Below are 16269 nucleotides of genomic sequence, written 5' to 3' on the forward strand. Positions count from 1 at the left end.
AAGCAATCGACTCGCCATCGACCCAATGTAAGGGTGAATTATGACTATAAAAATTACCGCCGAGCAATTGTCCATGCGCTTTAAAGAGCGTGTGCTATTCCACATCCCTGAATTGGCCATTGGTCCAAACGACGCGATTTACCTAAAGGGTGACAATGGCGTTGGTAAAACCACCCTACTCAAGATCCTTGCAGGTTTGCTCAAGCCTTCAACGGGTAAAGTGGTGGCACCGAAAGATACTTGGTTGAAGAAGTGGACGCGCCGCAATGGTCGTGTTGATGTGATTTATCTCCATCAGTCTCCTTACCTTTTTGACGGCACTGTGTATGAAAACGTCGTTTATGGAGTTAAATATCAACAAGACACGGCAAAAGATAAGCGAGCTCAAGTTATTAGTGCGCTGCGCATGGTAGGGTTAGAAACCTTAGCCGACGAACACATCTCTGTATTGTCCGGCGGAGAAAAGCAACGCGTAGCAATGGCACGAGCTTGGATCTTAAAACCATCGATTTTGTTGATGGATGAACCAAGTGCCTCTCTCGACCAAGAGTCGATTGAACGTCTGGTTATCATGGCAAAAGATCTGCTTGATCGCGGTTCTAGTATTGTTGTGACTAGCCACCAAGCGAACGCGTTGACGGATTTATGTAAAAAACAGTGGTGGATTAAAGACAAGACTTTGGTAGAGTCTCCACTCTTGTATGTCATACCAAAAGAAACATCCCAAGAGAACGCATATGCTTCAGCCAACACAAACTAGTTGGGTCATTTTGGCTGGTGGTCAAGCCAGCCGTATGGGTGGAAAAGACAAAGGTCTGATCGAACTGAATCAGAAGCCACTCATCGAACACGTTATCGAACGTTTATCTCCGCAAACACCACGCATTCTAATCAATGCGAACCGAAACCAAGACGCCTACCGTGCGTTTGGTTTCGTCTTCAGCGATCAATTTAAAGATTTCCCAGGTCCGATGGGCGGTATCCACGCGGGCCTAGTTCATGCAGAAACCGATTGGGTTGGCTTCGTCCCTTGCGACAGCCCACAAATCAACACTGATCTTGTTGAACGTTTTTGCAATGCAGCAAAAGAAGACACCGATATTTTGGTTGCTCATGATGGCGACCACCAGCAACCCGTCTTCACGCTTTACCACAAGCGCGTACTGCCAAAGCTGACCGCGTTTTTAGAACGTGGCGATCGTAAGATCATCCTACTCTACAAAGAGTGCAACACCAGTTACGTTGACTTTAGCGACTCACCAAACTGTTTCGTCAACTTAAATACGCCTGAAGAATTGGCGCAATTTGGACAACTCGAATCATGAAACACACGCTAAACATCCCTATTCTTGGTTTTGCTGCCTACTCTGGCACGGGCAAAACTACGCTACTTGAAGCATTGCTACCAAAGTTGACCGAAGCAGGTTTACGCATCGGTATGCTAAAGCACGCACACCATAACTTCGATGTCGACCAACCGGGCAAAGACAGCCATCGCCTACGTAAAGCGGGCGCATCGCAAATGCTGATCTCTTCTCGTAACCGCTTCGCACTGATGACAGAAACACCAGAGTCAGAATCTGAGTTTGATTACCTACTGACACGTTTCGATGAAGACAAGCTAGACGTGGTTCTAGTGGAAGGCTGCAAAAACATTGCCTTTCCAAAGATCGAATTGCACCGTGAAGAAGTCGGCAAGCCTTGGCTTCATCCAAACGATGAAAACATCATCGCGATTGCTTCAGACAGCGGCGAATTGGACTCTGAACTGCCACAAATGAACATCAACGATCTTGAAGCGATTGCCCAGTTCGTTATTCAGTATGTTCAAGAAGCGAAAGCACCAATGAGTAAAGAGAAAGAAGCCGCTTGCTGCGATACCCTTTCTCCAGCTTTCCTTTCTGTGGTTCTGGGACAAGAAAAAATCCTATCTTTGGTGAACACGGTTGCTGAAACCGAAGCATGCAAGATTGAAGACGCGTATGGTCGTGTACTTGCAGATCACGTGGTGTCACCAGTGAATGTTCCGCAATACACAAACTCAGCGATGGACGGTTACGCGATTCGCGGTGATGACGTCGAGCGTGAAAGCTACCAAGTGGTTGCTGAAGTGATGGCGGGTCATGCTTACGATCAGCCTTTAGAAGTTGGTCAAGCGGTTAAGATCATGACGGGCGCCCCAACACCTATCAATGGTGATACTGTTGTTATGCGTGAACAAGCTTCCCAAGATGGCGATACAGTCACGTTCAATGGCGCGAGCATCAAAACTGGTCAAAACGTTCGCCAAGCGGGGGAAGACTTAGCAATTGGTAGCGATGTGTTTACTGCGGGTACTCGCCTAGCCTCTCCTGAGATGGGTATGATCGCTTCTCTTGGCTTTGGCGAAGCGAACGTGTTCCGCAAGTTGAAAGTTGCAGTGTTCTCTACCGGTGACGAAGTTCAAGCGCCAGGCACAGAACAGAAAGCGAATTCAATCTACGATTCAAACCGTTTCACCATCATGGGCATGTTAGAGAAACTAGGTTGCGAGATCTTGGATTTCGGTATCCTAGAAGATAACGAGCAGTTGATGATTGAAGCGCTCGAAAATGCTTCTGCGCAAGCCGACGTAGTCATGACTTCTGGCGGCGTTTCCGTTGGCGATGCAGATTACATTAAGCTGGCATTGGATAAGCTGGGGCAAATTGATTTCTGGCGTATCAACATGCGCCCTGGTCGTCCGCTTGCGTTTGGTCAAATCAACGATAAGCCTTTCTTTGGTTTGCCGGGTAACCCTGTGGCTGTGATGGTTTCATTCATCAACTTTGTTGAGCCTGCTCTGCGTAAGATGCAAGGTGAACAAGGTTGGAAGCCACTTAAAGTCAGTGCCATTGCGACAGAAAATCTGCGCTCTCGCCAAGGTCGTACCGAGTTTAGCCGTGGTATCTACGAACTAGACGAAACAGGTCGCCTATCCGTTCGCACAACAGGAAAACAAGGCTCTGGCATTCTGCGCTCAATGAGTGAGGCAAACTGTTTGATCGAAATCTCCCCTGCTGTTGATACAGTAAAAGCGGGAGAAAGCGTGACAATTATCCCACTTCAAGGCAGAATCTAGGCCGATTCAGAATTCAAAGGTCAGCGTGTCTGACCTTTTTATTGATAACAGAAAAATTTTTCAGAGAGACAGCTATGGCTCGCACCATTCTTTACACTTACAAAGACCAAGACAAAGAACTGACGTTCTCATACCAGCAACACCGCAACATTCAAGAAGCAGTTGCAGAGGCGGAAGGTATCGATATCACTGAGTACCTAAAGATGGAGCAGCAAATCGAAGCAGTATCTGACACCAAGGCAGTGCGCAACTACCGCGATAATCATTTCAGAAAACTTGGCTTTAGCAAAATCACCCTAGCTCAAAAAGAAAACTTGGGCGTAGGCAAAAAGAAAAAATAAGCCAAGCTATACAGACCAAAACAAAAAACTCGCGATTCGTCGCGAGTTTTTTTATGCATGCAATCTAAAGACAACACACTATAGCTGAGGCTCTACAATCACGAACTGATTGGTTCCCGCAATTGGCGCATACCAGTCACTGCCTTGAACGTAGAAAGTCGCCCCATTAACAGTCACCGCGGTTGCTTCATTCGGCAATACATCGACTATCTTACCTGCAGCCCCCTTATTTGTTACGACAGTGGCACTCGCTGTATTCACTTCACTCTGTACAGATACCGGTGGTTGCTCCACGTAAATATACTGATCGCCACTTCGCTTGTAATAGACATTATCAACGACGGCATAAGTGATCCCCGCAATCACTAGGTAAGTCGCGGTTCTCGGAATTTTATTGTAATGGTATACACGATGAACTGGCGCTTTATAAACGGGACGGAAAACAGGCTTTACCACCACTATCTTCTTCCCATGCTTTGGTGGCTTAGGTGCTGGTGGCTTGGCAAACGTCGGTGAAACCATACCAACTAAGGCGATGCTAAGAACGCCATAGCGTAATTTTGATGAGTTGAACATCTTCATTCCTACTGTTCGTGGAAGCAATACAGACAGCTTATCAACCGTGAGTTCAAGGGACGTAAACGAAGCGTAAAGCTGGGTAAAGATGGCAGCTCAGTTATACAAAGCAGCAGTATGGAGCGACAAATACAAAAAAGCCTCGTTTCACCTTAAACGGAAACGAGGCTTTCAATGTTGGTCTTATGTGTTTTGGCTTACCGAAAACTCAGACGACTATTTGATGTTTAGGAACGCAGCACCACGTACGCCGCCTGAATCACCGTGTTTTGCTTTGATGATCTTCGGACATTTCGCGACAGAAAGCAGGTACTTAGGAATGCGTTTTGGCATCTCTTCGTAAATCAGTTCGAAGTTAGATAGACCGCCGCCTAGTACAACAACGTGTGGATCAGTCGCAGTAAACAGGTTCGCGAAACAGATTGCTAGAAGCTCCATAAAGCGCTCAACGTGCTCAACCGCTTTTGCTTCGCCTTCTGCGTGTGACTTAATGATATCGATCGCTTTCTTCTCTTCGCCGTAGTAATGCGCGTAAAGAAGCTCGAAACCACGACCAGATAGATAGCTATCTAGACAACCTTTCTTTTCACAACCACAACCTAGTAGAGGTGCGTTGTCGCCTAGGTGGAACCATGCATCGATAGGAAGACGTGTGTGGCCTACCTCACCCGCTACGTGGTTACGACCAGAGAATACTTTACCTTCGTAGATGAAGCCGCCACCAAAACCAGTACCAAGGATCAAACCTAGTACAGATGGTTCATCTTGAAGGTCTTCATCCCATGCTTCAGAAAGCGCGAAACAGTTTGCATCGTTTTCAATTTTTACGCTGCGACCGATTTTAGCTTCAAGATCAGCACGAAGTGGTTTGCCTTTTGCTGCAGGTACGTTAACCGTTAGTACAGTTGCATCATCAGCATCTTCCATCCCAGGAAGGCCAAGACCAATCGTACCTTCACAACCAAATTCCGCATCGTATTTGTTAACCAGACCTGCGATAGTTTCTACTAGCAAATCGTAGTTGTCTGTTGGTGTTGGTACACGTTCAGTTGCTACACGCTCAAGTTTTTCGTTAAACGCACCAAACTCAATTTTAGTGCCACCGACATCAAAGCCGTAATACATGCAATTCTCTCCTAAAAAGCTCAAACGACTCCCAAAAAATGCTGGAGTCAAAAAAGATAAACTCCGAGCATTATCCATATCTGTACGCCTGCAAACCGTGACCGAATGCAGATTTATCCCCTCATCGAAGCCAGTTGAACAACAAGCCATCAACAAAAGTTCATTCCTTAGAGTTAGCTCTCGATTTTAGCCCACTCTTTGAAACGTTTCAGATGTGGTCGAGACCAGTCGGTTTTTACTCGAGTTTTCGTCAGCATGTAGGTTTCACGAAAGGCTTCAAACCACAATTGCAGACACTCAGACGCTTGCTCTTCACCTGCCTGTTTGAATACTAACGTCGCGACTTCTGCAGTAGACAAATGTTGCTCATTGTCCGAGCGGCGCATGATGTATTCAGACAATGATTCCGGCTCAATAGAAAGCACAGGCAAAGACTTCAAGAACTCGGAACGGCGGAAGATTTTACGCGCTTCTCGCCAGCTGCCATCAATGAAGATCAGTAACCATTTTTTGTTCAAACCATCGGATGCCTTCAATCGCTCCGGATTCAAACCGTCTAACAAACGCTCAGGCTCATCCACGTAATCTGCTGGGAAGACCACCACTGGTTGATAAGCATCGTTTTCTAGCAGTGCCAGCATCTCTTGAGAAGGCTCAGTACGATTCCATTGATACACGTAGGTCTCTTGAATCGTATCAGCAATTAGTCGCCCGGTATTACTCGGTTTGAACACTTCGTTTTCCGATACGATCAGCATGCAGGCAATATTGGATTCGATGTTCGGCTGAATGTCGCATAAACAATATGGCTCAGAAACCTGACAATATGGACAGCGAACCACTTTACAGCCACGAGCGTTAAACGGCTTCGTTGAGATAGATTGACGGTGCTGGTATAAACGATGGAAAGCGTGGATTCTCATGGATAGAAAGTGCCAGTTGGAATAAGTGCATGTATAAAGTAGAGCGCGATTCTACTTGCATCTCCAGTGAGTCTCAAGAAATGCTCGTAAACGGACGGACATTCACATTCCTTTCTTCTCGGTGAAAGATACGGTGGAGTCTTAAGGTCTTAACAAATAAGCGAATCAATCAAGGAAATTAGCGTGACCGAAACAGCATTTAACGACCCTTCTTGGCTACGACTCAGCATCTTTATTGGTGTTTTGTTGCTTTGTAATCTGTGGGAAAACAAGCTACCGAGAAAGCAGTTGAGCGTTGACCGTTCATTTCGCTGGTTTAACAACCTCACACTGGTCGCGCTAAATAGTGTCGTTATTGCCGTTGTCATGCCAATTGCCGCTTTCCAAGCAGCCATCATCGCTTATGAAAACCAATGGGGTCTACTCAACGCTCTTGCCTTGCCGACTTGGTTACATGTGCTGATAGCTGTTGTATTACTCGATCTCATCATCTATCTACAGCATTTAGTTTTCCATCGCGTTAAACCGCTGTGGAAGCTTCACCGCATGCATCACGCTGATCTGGATATCGATGTCACAACCGGAACACGATTCCACCCGATAGAAATCATTCTCTCAATGATTGTAAAAATCGCTGCTGTTTTCGCTTTGGGCGTGTCTCCTATCGCCATCGTGGTGTTTGAGATCGTATTGAATGCTAGCGCGATGTTTAACCATAGCAATGCAAAGCTGCCACTACCTTGGGATTCGAAGCTACGTAAATTGGTTGTGACGCCAGACATGCACCGCGTGCACCACTCTGTCATAGTGCGCGAGACACATTCAAACTTTGGTTTCTTCTTGTCGATCTGGGATCGTTTGTTTGGCACTTACCGCGCTCAACCGGAATTAGGTCATGATGATGTTGTGATTGGTGTCCCAGAGATTCGCGATAAAGACGAGCAAAGATTGGATAAACTGATCACCCAGCCATTTCGTTACAAGGAAAAGTCTTCCTCATGAGCAGTTCAATGAAAGTGAATGTGTTTGGAAAAATCATGCTTGCTGAATGCAAAGATGGGATTTGGACGCTTTATATCGATTCAGAAACTTCGATAAAGCGCCCAATCAGAGACTTTGTAGTGCCGCCCTTTCTCGATGAAGACGAGTTACTGACCTACCTAGATGATATGTATCACGAACACGCGACCGCAACTCATCCCAATGTATTTCGGATTGAGTAGCCCAGTTTAACTTCCGTAGCTGGACGACCATTGATTAACGAGAACAACGAAGAAGACTCTGTTTGCAGCACTTCAAAACCGAGTGCTTTGAAAATCTCGACATTACCCGTTTCTTCCACACACCAGACACTCAGAGCATTAACTGAGCTATATAACTCACATAAAGCCATAATTAAGCGACGAGCGATTCCTTGTTTGCGAGATGCGCTTTCAACAGCCAGTCCTGATAATTGCAGCTCGTCGTCTGTAAGTTTGGCTTTGACGTAACCAACGATTCTACCTTCAAGATAATAAGCATAATTGACCCATTCATCTTTGCTTGAAGTCGGTTTCGCGGCTTTATTTGGAGAATAGATTGCTCTCAATTCTTGAAAGCAATCTCTAGTAAGGGATACTACCGAAGGGTTTTCACTCGAAACGCGTTTTAGCATTTTCTCTTTTAATGAGCTTAGGCTTTAATCAATTCGCGTTTTTTGTTTGATTGGGTCACACCAACAAACAAACCGATAATCCCAAGAACAATTGAAGAGATGGCGAACACGCTCACATCTTGTTGCTTGTTGATGGCCGCGTACACAAACGCAATACCAAAAAAGATTGCGCCAAAACTAAAGCCCGATAGCGCGGCAAAAACACCGAAGCTCGCAAGCTCCTTAAAGTTATCCATAACACTTCCCTGTTTAAAAATACGTAATATCGAATAAAACAATTACCGGAATATCTGACGTGAGTGGCGATGCTTTTGCGAATTCCACAGCCAAATTGATACTCCAATAGAAAACCCTAACAACAACGTTTGCCATTGCAGTTGTCCACTGCTCTCCAATACACCCAATCCATAGTGCGCATAAGAGTTAAAGCCTACGCTGCTCAACATAATCAATAACAGTAAAACCAGCCCAGTCCGGCGATGCCTAATCAGCAAATAAACGGCGAGTAAATCAAGGAGGCCAAGGGCACTCCAATACATGTTTAACCAGCCTGGGGCAAAATCGTAAGGCAAAAAGCCATCGACAATATTGTCGTAAATGTGGATGACACCACCCACTGTCAGGCAAAGGCATAGGAGAAACAGTACGAATTTATCCATTATCGTTTCCTTTCCTTATCTGAATGAATGCGCAAAGCATATAGAAATCAGCTAAATAATTGTAATTTCGACGCCATTTTTGAGAGCGACAGTGCCTTTAAACCGTACGTGAGAGGTTGAAAGAACAACAATGGCTGTTCTTCCTTGTCATTTCGCTCCTGATAAAAGCATAGCGTTTGGTTTGATGGTTCGCTTGAAAGCTTAGTTAACCTCTATTGGCCCTTTCTGTGCCTGCATCGTTATTGTGTATGGTAGGAATAAAGTATCAGCCAACGCTGAAAAAGCAGTATCAAACACAAAGAAAGGCACCCCATCCAGTTTGGGACCCGTGTTTTCTGAATAGCTAGGCTCACCATTCAACAAACACATGTTGTAATTCACTCCACTATAAACTCTTGGAATTTCCTTGCAGTAGCTCTGCTTCCCCTCATGAGCGATTCTCACATGATTGTTTGTTGGGTTTAGGGTCTCTATCGTTGCACAACCTTGCGACGCAATGGCTGCCAATATGACGAGTCGTTTTTTCATGAACTTTCCTTGTTTGTATTTCCTTCGTGAGAATGATTTACGTATTTCTTTGCTTACTGCTGATACACGTGAGATGTGACGTTTGGGTGTGGTTTAGAAGCTGCAACAAATCTCCAGTAAAATTGTCGGGAACGAGTAATAGTCGAACGTCAATATTGCTCCTCCTCTTTAGCCTTCGCATCAATGAACACAAACTTCATCGAAGGAGGAAAGATAAAAGCATCCTCACATCGATAACCTCTTAGCCAAACACCATCATCCCGCTTACGCAGATACAAACCTCTGGGATAGGTGTCTTTCTGCTCAAGAGGCAAAGAAGCGATTGTTATGTACTCATCTTTTGTGAGCGAAATACCCTGAAGTAACAAGTATGGCGCCACAGCGAGCGGACAAGGCTCTAGCCCTTTCAGAGCTCCATGAGTAAGAAGCTCAGCGAACGTTGCTCCAAATGAAGCACCTAATTCCGAAGGCGTTACTATCGATAAAGACAAAGTCTGAGCATGCTGTTTGGTTTGTATCAATTGATCTTCAAACAGCTGTAAGGCAAACGGATTGAATTGAATGCGTTGTTCTTTGAGTTCTTGAAGCAACTCTGCATTCGTGTGATTACCAATTTCAACGTTCACTTCATTGCTCCAAGGCGGATAAACTCACGAACCTGCTCTAAAGCACGTTGAAAAACAGGGTGCGCACGGGAAGAAATGTCGTTCGCAACTTCATGCCAAAAGAATTCGAAATCATGCCCTCCATCGTCTTGAGTGTGAAAGACCCAATGTTCCGGCAACGCTTCACATTCACACAAAACGAAATGCCAACGCTGCTCTTGAAACCCACTCTCCCAAGCCCCTAAGTAGGTTGGTTGATTGACCAGTTCGATGCCCGACTCTTCTGCCAACTCTCTTTTTGCCGCACTTAAAAAGTCGCAATCGAAGGGCTCAACAGTGCCTTTCACCAACTGAACGCCGGCAAGAGGATGTTTGAAAAGAAGAATCTCGCGGTTTTGTTTTCGCAACAGCAGAGGACACACTTTATCAACCAAAGAATACCTCCTCGCTCTGAAGGCATATTTGTTTCGCTTCGACTGGAAAGAGAGGCAACATGGCTAGCTCAGTAAAATTCACCCATCTCAAAATATATTGATTGGAAGCCGATTGCCTTTGTTGTTCGGGGCCATTACCTAGCGTAGGGGTGGCTGAGCCGATATGGGATAAGAAGTAATGTTCCTTTCGGCCTTGATTTTGAATCTGAAACACAGGTGTGAGCGATGTCAGCTCTATAGAGGTTTCTTCCAGTGCCTCGCGTTTCGCAGCTTCAGAAAGATTCTCTCCATCCTCCACACTACCGCCAGGAAACACCCAATAGTGTCTGTCACCCTTCACTCGTTCAATCAATAAAACCTCTCGGTGATCGTTTATTAATATCAAACTTGCTCGCTCTGGCATTCATCTCACTCCCTTGATTTAGCGGAACATTCTAACAACCTTGAAGCGACAACAAAGAATTAACAAATGCCGGTGGCACATTTCTCTTGTGCCGTTAATCAATTTGCGATTTGGGTCACTCACTCTTGGAGTCAAAAAATAAAAAGGCAGAGCGATTGCCCTGCCTTTGGTCGTATTGGAAGTTCTTTTGGTCTTACCTAATGCTGGATCAACTCACTTGATGCAGTTCGTATTTATGCAGCATCGCTTGTTGGTGGCCCGCGATGTCTGCAACTTGCTCCGAGCTTTCGACCATGGATTCTAATTGGAGTTTGGTGTGCTCACCTTGGTCAGAAATGTGTGTAATGGCTTGCGACACGTCCGCCGTTGCTCGCTCTTGCTCTTCTGTCGCAACAGAAATCTGTTCGACACGCTGTTGGATATGCTGAACCGCTTCGTTAATGTCTGCGAATGCCGATTTCACTTCATCACTCGACTGCAATGCGTAAGACATTTCCTCACGTGAGTCATTCACCGCTTTGCGTGATCGTTCTGCCGCAGCGACTAACTCATTCATCATTTCACGAATATTAGTGGTCTGCTGCGAAGTATCACTGGCTAACTTGCGAACCTCATCGGCGACGACTGCAAAACCTCGTCCTTGTTCCCCTGCACGCGCCGCTTCAATCGCCGCATTCAAAGCAAGTAAGTTGGTGTTATCAGCAATGCCACTGATCATATCAACCATCTCACGAATCTGTTTTACTCGTTGGTCGAGCTCAATCATGGAGTATTCATTGATGTTGAGTGAGTTTTCTAGTGATTCCAAACGCTGACGGTTTTGCTCTACCACTGCAACACCTGTCACTGTGTGTTCCGTCGCTAAATGCGAATCTTCGGAAGAGGCATTCGTCACCGTTGCGATCTCTCTAATCGATGCTTCTAACTGAGTAATGGTCGTCACCATGCTCGCCAATGCTTCATTTTGCACAGTTAAGCTTTGATTGGTTTGCTCTGCCGCATCGTGGCTAATCTCAGCGGTTTGGTACAAGGTTTCGCAGTTACGTGTGACGGTTGAAATCGAATCGTGTGTTGAGTCGATAACTTGATTGAGTTTGCGTGCGACTTCTTTAAGTTCAAACGGGCCAATCTCCTGCGCTTTATCTCGGAAATCATGTTCCGTTAGCGCGGAGAGACGAGTAAGGATGTTTTTCAGACCTCGATTAATCCAAGTTCGAAGGCCAAACCAAGTCACTAACACCACAAGCGAGATAACGCCAGCGGCAACAACAACCATCAAACTGACGTATTTAATGGTACTGTGGACAATGGTTTCACGCTCATCAATCAGCGCTGAGGCGGAATCAGATACTTGGTCGAGCAAATACATGGTTTCGTTTGAGAGCTGAGAGGCACGCTGAAACTCGACCTTTTGCTGTTCGCTCTGCTCAAGTTTCGCCAGAATCAAACGTAAAACCCCATCATCTTTGAAGCCTGCTTGTACCATCTCATAAGGCGCAGTTAGGCTGGCGAACTCTGTCACTTCCTGATGCCATTCTTTGAAGTCATCGTAAGCGAGGTTAATACCAGCGATACGGTTTCGCATTTCTCTGTATTCTTGCTCCGCTTTCTCTAGCTCGGTTTGCATCATCATGACCAAGAAGGTGCTTTCCATCGAGCTTGCAGACGCAATGAAGCGATTTGCCGCATCACTCGATTCAGGGTTGTCGTTGCTTAGAAAGGAGCTGATACGGTTCATCTCTGGGCCAATCGAACTTAAGCCATATCGAAACCCACCAACGGCCGAGTTAATGTCGCTTTGCATCTGAATCACCGCAGACTGTTTCGATAAAATGGAATTGGTGACTTGATGCAACTCAGCAACGTTTTCTTTGAGCATGCTTGATAGGTGTTCAGCAACACCGGAAGTTTGCGCTATGAGCCCGTCACTTTGCTGCGCTAACTCTTCAATTTGAGAAGTGATAAGAGGAAGTTCATTCGGGTCGGTGATTTGCATTCCATAATTAAGCAGTTTGACCTGCTCTAATACGTTCCTTGTGAGTGTCGCATTTGCCATTGCCATGGGTAACGCTTTTTGAGACAACTCTTCAAATTGTTCGCCAATCTGTTCCATTCCTTTGAAACTTGAGACAGAAAGGGCTATAACAAGTGCGATGATAGTTAAAAATGTTGCACTGATAGTCTGAATCAGTGAAAGAGAAAGGCGTAAACGTTTGCGCTCTGTCATAATCAATTTATGTTCTTTCTTGGTTTTGAATCAACTTTCCGTTTGTTCGTCACATAAGTGAGACAAAAACGTAATTTTCAGCCCATAGTAGGCATTGGTTATGACACTAATATTTCAGTTTTAAGTCATGGAGATGACCTGTGTACAAAGTACGTCGTATATTTTTCCCTTTAATAATCAGTACGCTACTTAGTGCGTGTTCTTCTAGTCCAGACCCAGAAACGCAAGTAAACGCCTCCCTTCCAGTCAACCAACTTCTGTCCGACAATCAGGACCTGTTTCAGTTTTTTAATGAATGGGAAGGCACTCCCTATCGTTTAGGCGGTACAAAGAAATCAGGCATAGACTGCTCTGCGTTTGTACAAAAAGCCTTTGTCGAGGCATACCAAATGTCATTGCCGCGAACAACGCGCCAACAGTCTAAACAAGGTGTTGAGATGAGTTGGTCTGATGCGCAGCAAGGCGACTTGGTGTTTTTTAAGACCAGAAGAAGCACATACCACGTGGGTATCTACTTGGGTAATAAGCAGTTTATGCACGCTTCCACATCGAAAGGCGTGATCATTTCAAGAATCGACAACCCGTATTGGGCATCGAAATTTTGGCAAGTAAGAAGAGTTACAATGTAACTCCTCTTTGAATAGGAATGACGAGAGATTGGGGAATCAGTCGTAGGTCGCGACAGCGGTATCAAACAAGTTCTTCACTAACGCGATGTATTCATCTAAAAAAGCGATCTGTTCATTGGTCGCTTTTTTCGTCCACACACCCGCAAGCACTTCACCCAAATCTTCGACTACCGCATCAGCTTCTTTTAGTAACTTAAAGCGCACACTTGAATGCAATTCTGGGTTTTGTTCGAATATCGCCATGATGTTCGACGCAACCATGTCAGTCACGACATCTTCAATGCTTTCTGATCCTGTGTCACCGATTTCAGACGTGAAAATATCTAAGTTAAGTGACAAATGCTCGATTAGAGCGAGATATCCATCGGTTTCTACAACCACTGTTTTTCTCCGTTTAGTGCAAGCCTTCGAAGCTGAAAGCGAAATAGTTTCAATAGTAAGACATGCCGAGAAAATTTCATTAACTTATTTCATATTAATGAGAACTGGCGCGCTAACCGGATGTTTTTTAACCAATCGGCTTAGAAGCTTCAACGACTTTCCTGTGTACTCGATTTCATCCACAAACAATGTAAAGAGGTTCACATATAGGTAATATACACTAGTATAATTGAGGAGCGCTTCGCTAAAGCTCCAAACCAGTCGTCATTGCGAATTACAACTAAACTCGTATCCCTCACACATCAGCCCTTAATTAGGCGATTGTAATTGTTATTTCCTACCAAAGTACAATTACAAACATCACACACGATGAACCTAGGTGAACTAGAGTCGACTTACCATTTACATCTTACCCCCGTAACCACTACGTCTGATTGAGAAAACAGCACGGCATAACGCTGATTGCCTTTGTGTGATTGGGACTTTATTTCCAGTTTACTTACGGTTTGGCTTGGCAACGCTTTTTTCAACTTTTTATTTATGTTTGAGCAAATAGGTTGAAGGAAATCCTTCCCCATTCCAACTAATGATGTGTGCTGGTTTTCTTTGAAGTCTTCTGGTGTCGTACCAAACGTACCGAAGACTCTAGGATCTTTAGCAATCTGTTGATAATAATTTAAAAACTCTCTGCTGTGCTCTTCTTTATCTTCAAAGTCGCGGTCTACTAGCAGCCCTGCTTCGCCTTTATCAAATAGCCACAGATAGAAAGCGAGTTCTTTTGCTGTAAACACAACATCTACACCATGAACAGAGAGCAGTTTTGATGACATATCGATGGAAACTGCGACCTTCTCTTCATGAGAAGAGTTCAGCATGGCCACCGTTTGACTAAATGATAAATTCGCCATGTTTGAGAGAATATGTTGATCAATGGCATTTCGCATTCGCACAAATGGTATCTCTGCGAGAGTTACCGTGGCTTGACTAACGTCTATTTCACCTTGTCCATTTTTACCAGTTACCCATTTGGGCTGTTTAGTCGGATACCAAAAATCTCTGACAAATTCGTAGTCATCATCAACAAAAACATGACTTAGTGTATCCTGGGCCCTACCAAACATAGACATTGCATAGCCGAAATAAAATGCCATTGTCTTTCGCCCACCAGCTAACGATGCATGGATGGCAGTGTTTTCATCAAGAGCTAGTTCATAGACTTTACGAGTAATAAAGTCGGCCATAAAAGTCTGGTCTTCTATGGATTTAGCATCATCAATAAATTCGCCTTTGTCGTTCTCAATTAACCAAACGTTGCCCTCATCAAATTTAAACTCTGGAAGTTCATATTCATTCTTTAATGCTTCTAAGTGCCCATCCCTGATCAAACCGTTGAGTAGCATGTCTTTGGTACTCATTGTCGTGATCACATACACTTCATCTGGAAATGGACGTCCACTTTGCGCTATTGCAAACAGAGTTTCAGTAAGAACTTGAGGACTTGCTCCAGTTGTTGATAACAGTATGTTTTTCATAAATTATTTCTTGAGAATCTTTCTTGTTTGAATTAAACGACTATCAGCGAATGATGCAGTACTTATTGTTTTAAGTATTAAAGCAGTTATTTTCCATCATCCCACTGATTAAGATAGTCCGCTAAGATGTCACCATGACAAGCCTGTGGCTTACAAAAACAGCCTAGGCGTTTACCTGCGAGCTCATAAACCTTGTTCTTATCAATATTCAAAAACTTATCGTAATCGAAGTCATACTTGAACATTCGAATAACAGCATCACGCGGGTCTTCATCACTATCTTCAAACGTTTCAAACATCGAGTGTGGATTTCCCCAATATGAGCCCCGCCCTATGTACTCATATGAATCTGTGGAAGTCTCTTTAAATTCTGGGTTGTTTTTTATGTTAATAACTCGCGTAATTGATACATTAATAACCCTTAGCGGGCGATTTAGTGCCTCAATAGTTTTAACCTGCTGAACGAACTCTTCGCCATCATCAAAAACTATTGCATGGGTAAAGTCTAAATCTTCAAGCGATATTACCTCTACTGACATACTCACATTAAAGTCCGCCGAATAATGACGAATCAACCCTCTATAATCATTTAAGCAAACTAAACGGTAGTGACTCATATTACGGGTAATGTTAATCAGCTTCCTGTTAAATTTTGACTGACAATTAAACGCTTTAGGATATAAAACTAATACTGTATTCATCATTGTAAGTGCTCTATCTCTATGTCAACGTCAACGTTTTTTGCAATAAATTCAGCGACTAGGCGTCTATGACATTGGTCTGCTTCATGTTCACTACACAGAAAGCAAACACCATCTAACTCAACAGGTTCAAACAAGTTATGCACATTCCTCTCCGTCAATAACTGGTTGAACTGAGACTCATACTCTCTCCAGTCAAGGTTCTTTTTCTTATAACCATCTAGGATCTCTTTCGTGGGAGAAAATACAGGCATATGAATATAGTTAATACTGCATAGTTCTTTAAGGAAGTACTTTAAGTCATCTTTTTTAGCAAACCCGGCTAATTGAGATACGTTGTTCAATCTTACATCTATCAAAGTTTCAACACCGTTTGACTTCAATAACGAAAAGAAACGTTCCGCATTTTTCTTTGTAAAGCCTATCGTATAAATCTTCATTTTATTTCCTG

22 protein-coding genes are annotated in these 16269 nt (G+C 44.2%); 7 read left to right on the forward strand and 15 right to left on the reverse strand.

Annotated elements, in window-relative coordinates:
- The first annotated feature begins 40 nt into the window (after window positions 1–40).
- The 4 genes from ATB78_RS10620 (at window position 41) to ATB78_RS10635 (ending at window position 3441) form a co-directional block, all read left to right on the forward strand.
- Window positions 41–760: an energy-coupling factor ABC transporter ATP-binding protein gene (locus tag ATB78_RS10620; RefSeq protein WP_005441550.1), complete on the forward strand. Its 720-nt coding sequence runs from the start codon at window positions 41–43 to the stop codon at window positions 758–760.
- A complete protein-coding gene (mobA, locus tag ATB78_RS10625) occupies window positions 738–1325 on the forward strand; it encodes a molybdenum cofactor guanylyltransferase MobA (protein ID WP_039986565.1) in 588 nt (195 codons plus the stop codon). The genes ATB78_RS10620 and mobA overlap by 23 nt, the downstream gene beginning before the upstream one ends.
- Complete coding sequence (locus tag ATB78_RS10630) at window positions 1322–3100, forward strand: bifunctional molybdopterin-guanine dinucleotide biosynthesis adaptor protein MobB/molybdopterin molybdotransferase MoeA (RefSeq protein WP_061008636.1); 1779 nt, start codon at window positions 1322–1324, stop codon at window positions 3098–3100. The genes mobA and ATB78_RS10630 overlap by 4 nt, the downstream gene beginning before the upstream one ends.
- A 74-nt stretch (window positions 3101–3174) precedes the next feature.
- On the forward strand, window positions 3175–3441 hold the full coding sequence (locus tag ATB78_RS10635; protein WP_005441547.1) for a DUF2960 domain-containing protein: 267 nt from the start codon (window positions 3175–3177) through the stop codon (window positions 3439–3441).
- A gap of 78 nt (window positions 3442–3519) precedes the next feature.
- Here the strand turns inward: ATB78_RS10635 and ATB78_RS10640 are convergent, their stop codons facing one another.
- From ATB78_RS10640 to ATB78_RS10650, 3 genes are all read right to left on the reverse strand, one after another.
- The gene (locus ATB78_RS10640; protein ID WP_061008637.1) at window positions 3520–4017 is read right to left on the reverse strand and encodes a hypothetical protein; all 498 of its coding nucleotides are present in this window, start codon (window positions 4015–4017) and stop codon (window positions 3520–3522) included.
- Window positions 4018–4233: 216 nt separating this feature from the next.
- Window positions 4234–5142 carry an N-acetylglucosamine kinase gene (gene nagK, locus ATB78_RS10645; protein WP_009706081.1) on the reverse strand — a complete coding sequence of 303 codons (909 nt, stop codon included), beginning with the start codon at window positions 5140–5142 and terminating at the stop codon, window positions 4234–4236.
- Between the two features lie 173 nt (window positions 5143–5315).
- Window positions 5316–6065: a tRNA-uridine aminocarboxypropyltransferase gene (locus ATB78_RS10650; protein WP_061008638.1), complete on the reverse strand. Its 750-nt coding sequence runs from the start codon at window positions 6063–6065 to the stop codon at window positions 5316–5318.
- Between the two features lie 183 nt (window positions 6066–6248).
- Here ATB78_RS10650 and ATB78_RS10655 point away from each other — a divergent pair, with 183 nt between their 5' ends.
- Window positions 6249–7067, forward strand: a complete 819-nt coding sequence (locus tag ATB78_RS10655) for a sterol desaturase family protein (protein WP_061008639.1) — start codon at window positions 6249–6251, stop codon at window positions 7065–7067.
- Window positions 7064–7288, forward strand: coding sequence for a hypothetical protein (locus ATB78_RS10660; RefSeq protein ID WP_050566735.1), 225 nt, complete (start codon window positions 7064–7066; stop codon window positions 7286–7288). Before ATB78_RS10655 ends, ATB78_RS10660 begins: the two co-directional genes overlap by 4 nt.
- Here the strand turns inward: ATB78_RS10660 and ATB78_RS10665 are convergent.
- The 8 genes from ATB78_RS10665 to ATB78_RS10700 form a co-directional block, all read right to left on the reverse strand.
- The gene (locus ATB78_RS10665) at window positions 7261–7719 is read right to left on the reverse strand and encodes a GNAT family N-acetyltransferase (RefSeq protein ID WP_061008640.1); all 459 of its coding nucleotides are present in this window, start codon (window positions 7717–7719) and stop codon (window positions 7261–7263) included. The two genes, ATB78_RS10660 and ATB78_RS10665, sit on opposite strands and share 28 nt — an antisense overlap.
- Before the next feature lie 17 nt (window positions 7720–7736).
- Complete coding sequence (locus ATB78_RS10670; protein WP_061008641.1) at window positions 7737–7955, reverse strand: hypothetical protein; 219 nt, start codon at window positions 7953–7955, stop codon at window positions 7737–7739.
- Window positions 7956–7997: 42 nt separating this feature from the next.
- Entirely contained in the window at window positions 7998–8378 is a 381-nt protein-coding gene (locus tag ATB78_RS10675) for a hypothetical protein (RefSeq protein ID WP_020197396.1), read from the reverse strand.
- A 201-nt stretch (window positions 8379–8579) separates the two neighbouring features.
- Window positions 8580–8906: a YceK/YidQ family lipoprotein gene (locus ATB78_RS10680; RefSeq protein ID WP_045411076.1), complete on the reverse strand. Its 327-nt coding sequence runs from the start codon at window positions 8904–8906 to the stop codon at window positions 8580–8582.
- Between the two features lie 149 nt (window positions 8907–9055).
- Entirely contained in the window at window positions 9056–9532 is a 477-nt protein-coding gene (locus ATB78_RS10685; protein ID WP_061008642.1) for a hypothetical protein, read from the reverse strand.
- Window positions 9529–9945: an NUDIX domain-containing protein gene (locus ATB78_RS10690; protein WP_061008643.1), complete on the reverse strand. Its 417-nt coding sequence runs from the start codon at window positions 9943–9945 to the stop codon at window positions 9529–9531. The genes ATB78_RS10685 and ATB78_RS10690 overlap by 4 nt, the downstream gene beginning before the upstream one ends.
- On the reverse strand, window positions 9938–10348 hold the full coding sequence (locus ATB78_RS10695; protein WP_061008644.1) for an NUDIX domain-containing protein: 411 nt from the start codon (window positions 10346–10348) through the stop codon (window positions 9938–9940). Before ATB78_RS10695 ends, ATB78_RS10690 begins: the two co-directional genes overlap by 8 nt.
- A 208-nt stretch (window positions 10349–10556) precedes the next feature.
- On the reverse strand, window positions 10557–12575 hold the full coding sequence (locus tag ATB78_RS10700; RefSeq protein WP_061008645.1) for a methyl-accepting chemotaxis protein: 2019 nt from the start codon (window positions 12573–12575) through the stop codon (window positions 10557–10559).
- Between the two features lie 140 nt (window positions 12576–12715).
- Here ATB78_RS10700 and ATB78_RS10705 point away from each other — a divergent pair, with 140 nt between their 5' ends.
- Entirely contained in the window at window positions 12716–13204 is a 489-nt protein-coding gene (locus tag ATB78_RS10705; protein ID WP_061008646.1) for an NlpC/P60 family protein, read from the forward strand.
- Between the two features lie 36 nt (window positions 13205–13240).
- On the opposite strand, the gene ATB78_RS10710 is transcribed toward ATB78_RS10705, so the two are convergent.
- From ATB78_RS10710 to ATB78_RS10725, 4 genes are all read right to left on the reverse strand, one after another.
- Window positions 13241–13585 carry a DUF3802 family protein gene (locus ATB78_RS10710; protein ID WP_005427720.1) on the reverse strand — a complete coding sequence of 115 codons (345 nt, stop codon included), beginning with the start codon at window positions 13583–13585 and terminating at the stop codon, window positions 13241–13243.
- A 395-nt stretch (window positions 13586–13980) separates the two neighbouring features.
- Window positions 13981–15117, reverse strand: coding sequence for a CRISPR-associated ring nuclease Csm6 (csm6, locus tag ATB78_RS10715; protein ID WP_061008647.1), 1137 nt, complete (start codon window positions 15115–15117; stop codon window positions 13981–13983).
- An 86-nt stretch (window positions 15118–15203) separates the two neighbouring features.
- Window positions 15204–15821 carry a DUF4326 domain-containing protein gene (locus tag ATB78_RS10720; RefSeq protein ID WP_081096584.1) on the reverse strand — a complete coding sequence of 206 codons (618 nt, stop codon included), beginning with the start codon at window positions 15819–15821 and terminating at the stop codon, window positions 15204–15206.
- A complete protein-coding gene (locus ATB78_RS10725) occupies window positions 15818–16258 on the reverse strand; it encodes a DUF488 domain-containing protein (RefSeq protein ID WP_061008648.1) in 441 nt (146 codons plus the stop codon). Before ATB78_RS10725 ends, ATB78_RS10720 begins: the two co-directional genes overlap by 4 nt.
- Between the last annotated feature and the right edge of the window lie 11 nt (window positions 16259–16269).

It is taken from the genome of Vibrio sp. CUB2 (assembly GCF_001557945.1).
Taxonomy (GTDB): Bacteria; Pseudomonadota; Gammaproteobacteria; order Enterobacterales; family Vibrionaceae; genus Vibrio; species Vibrio owensii.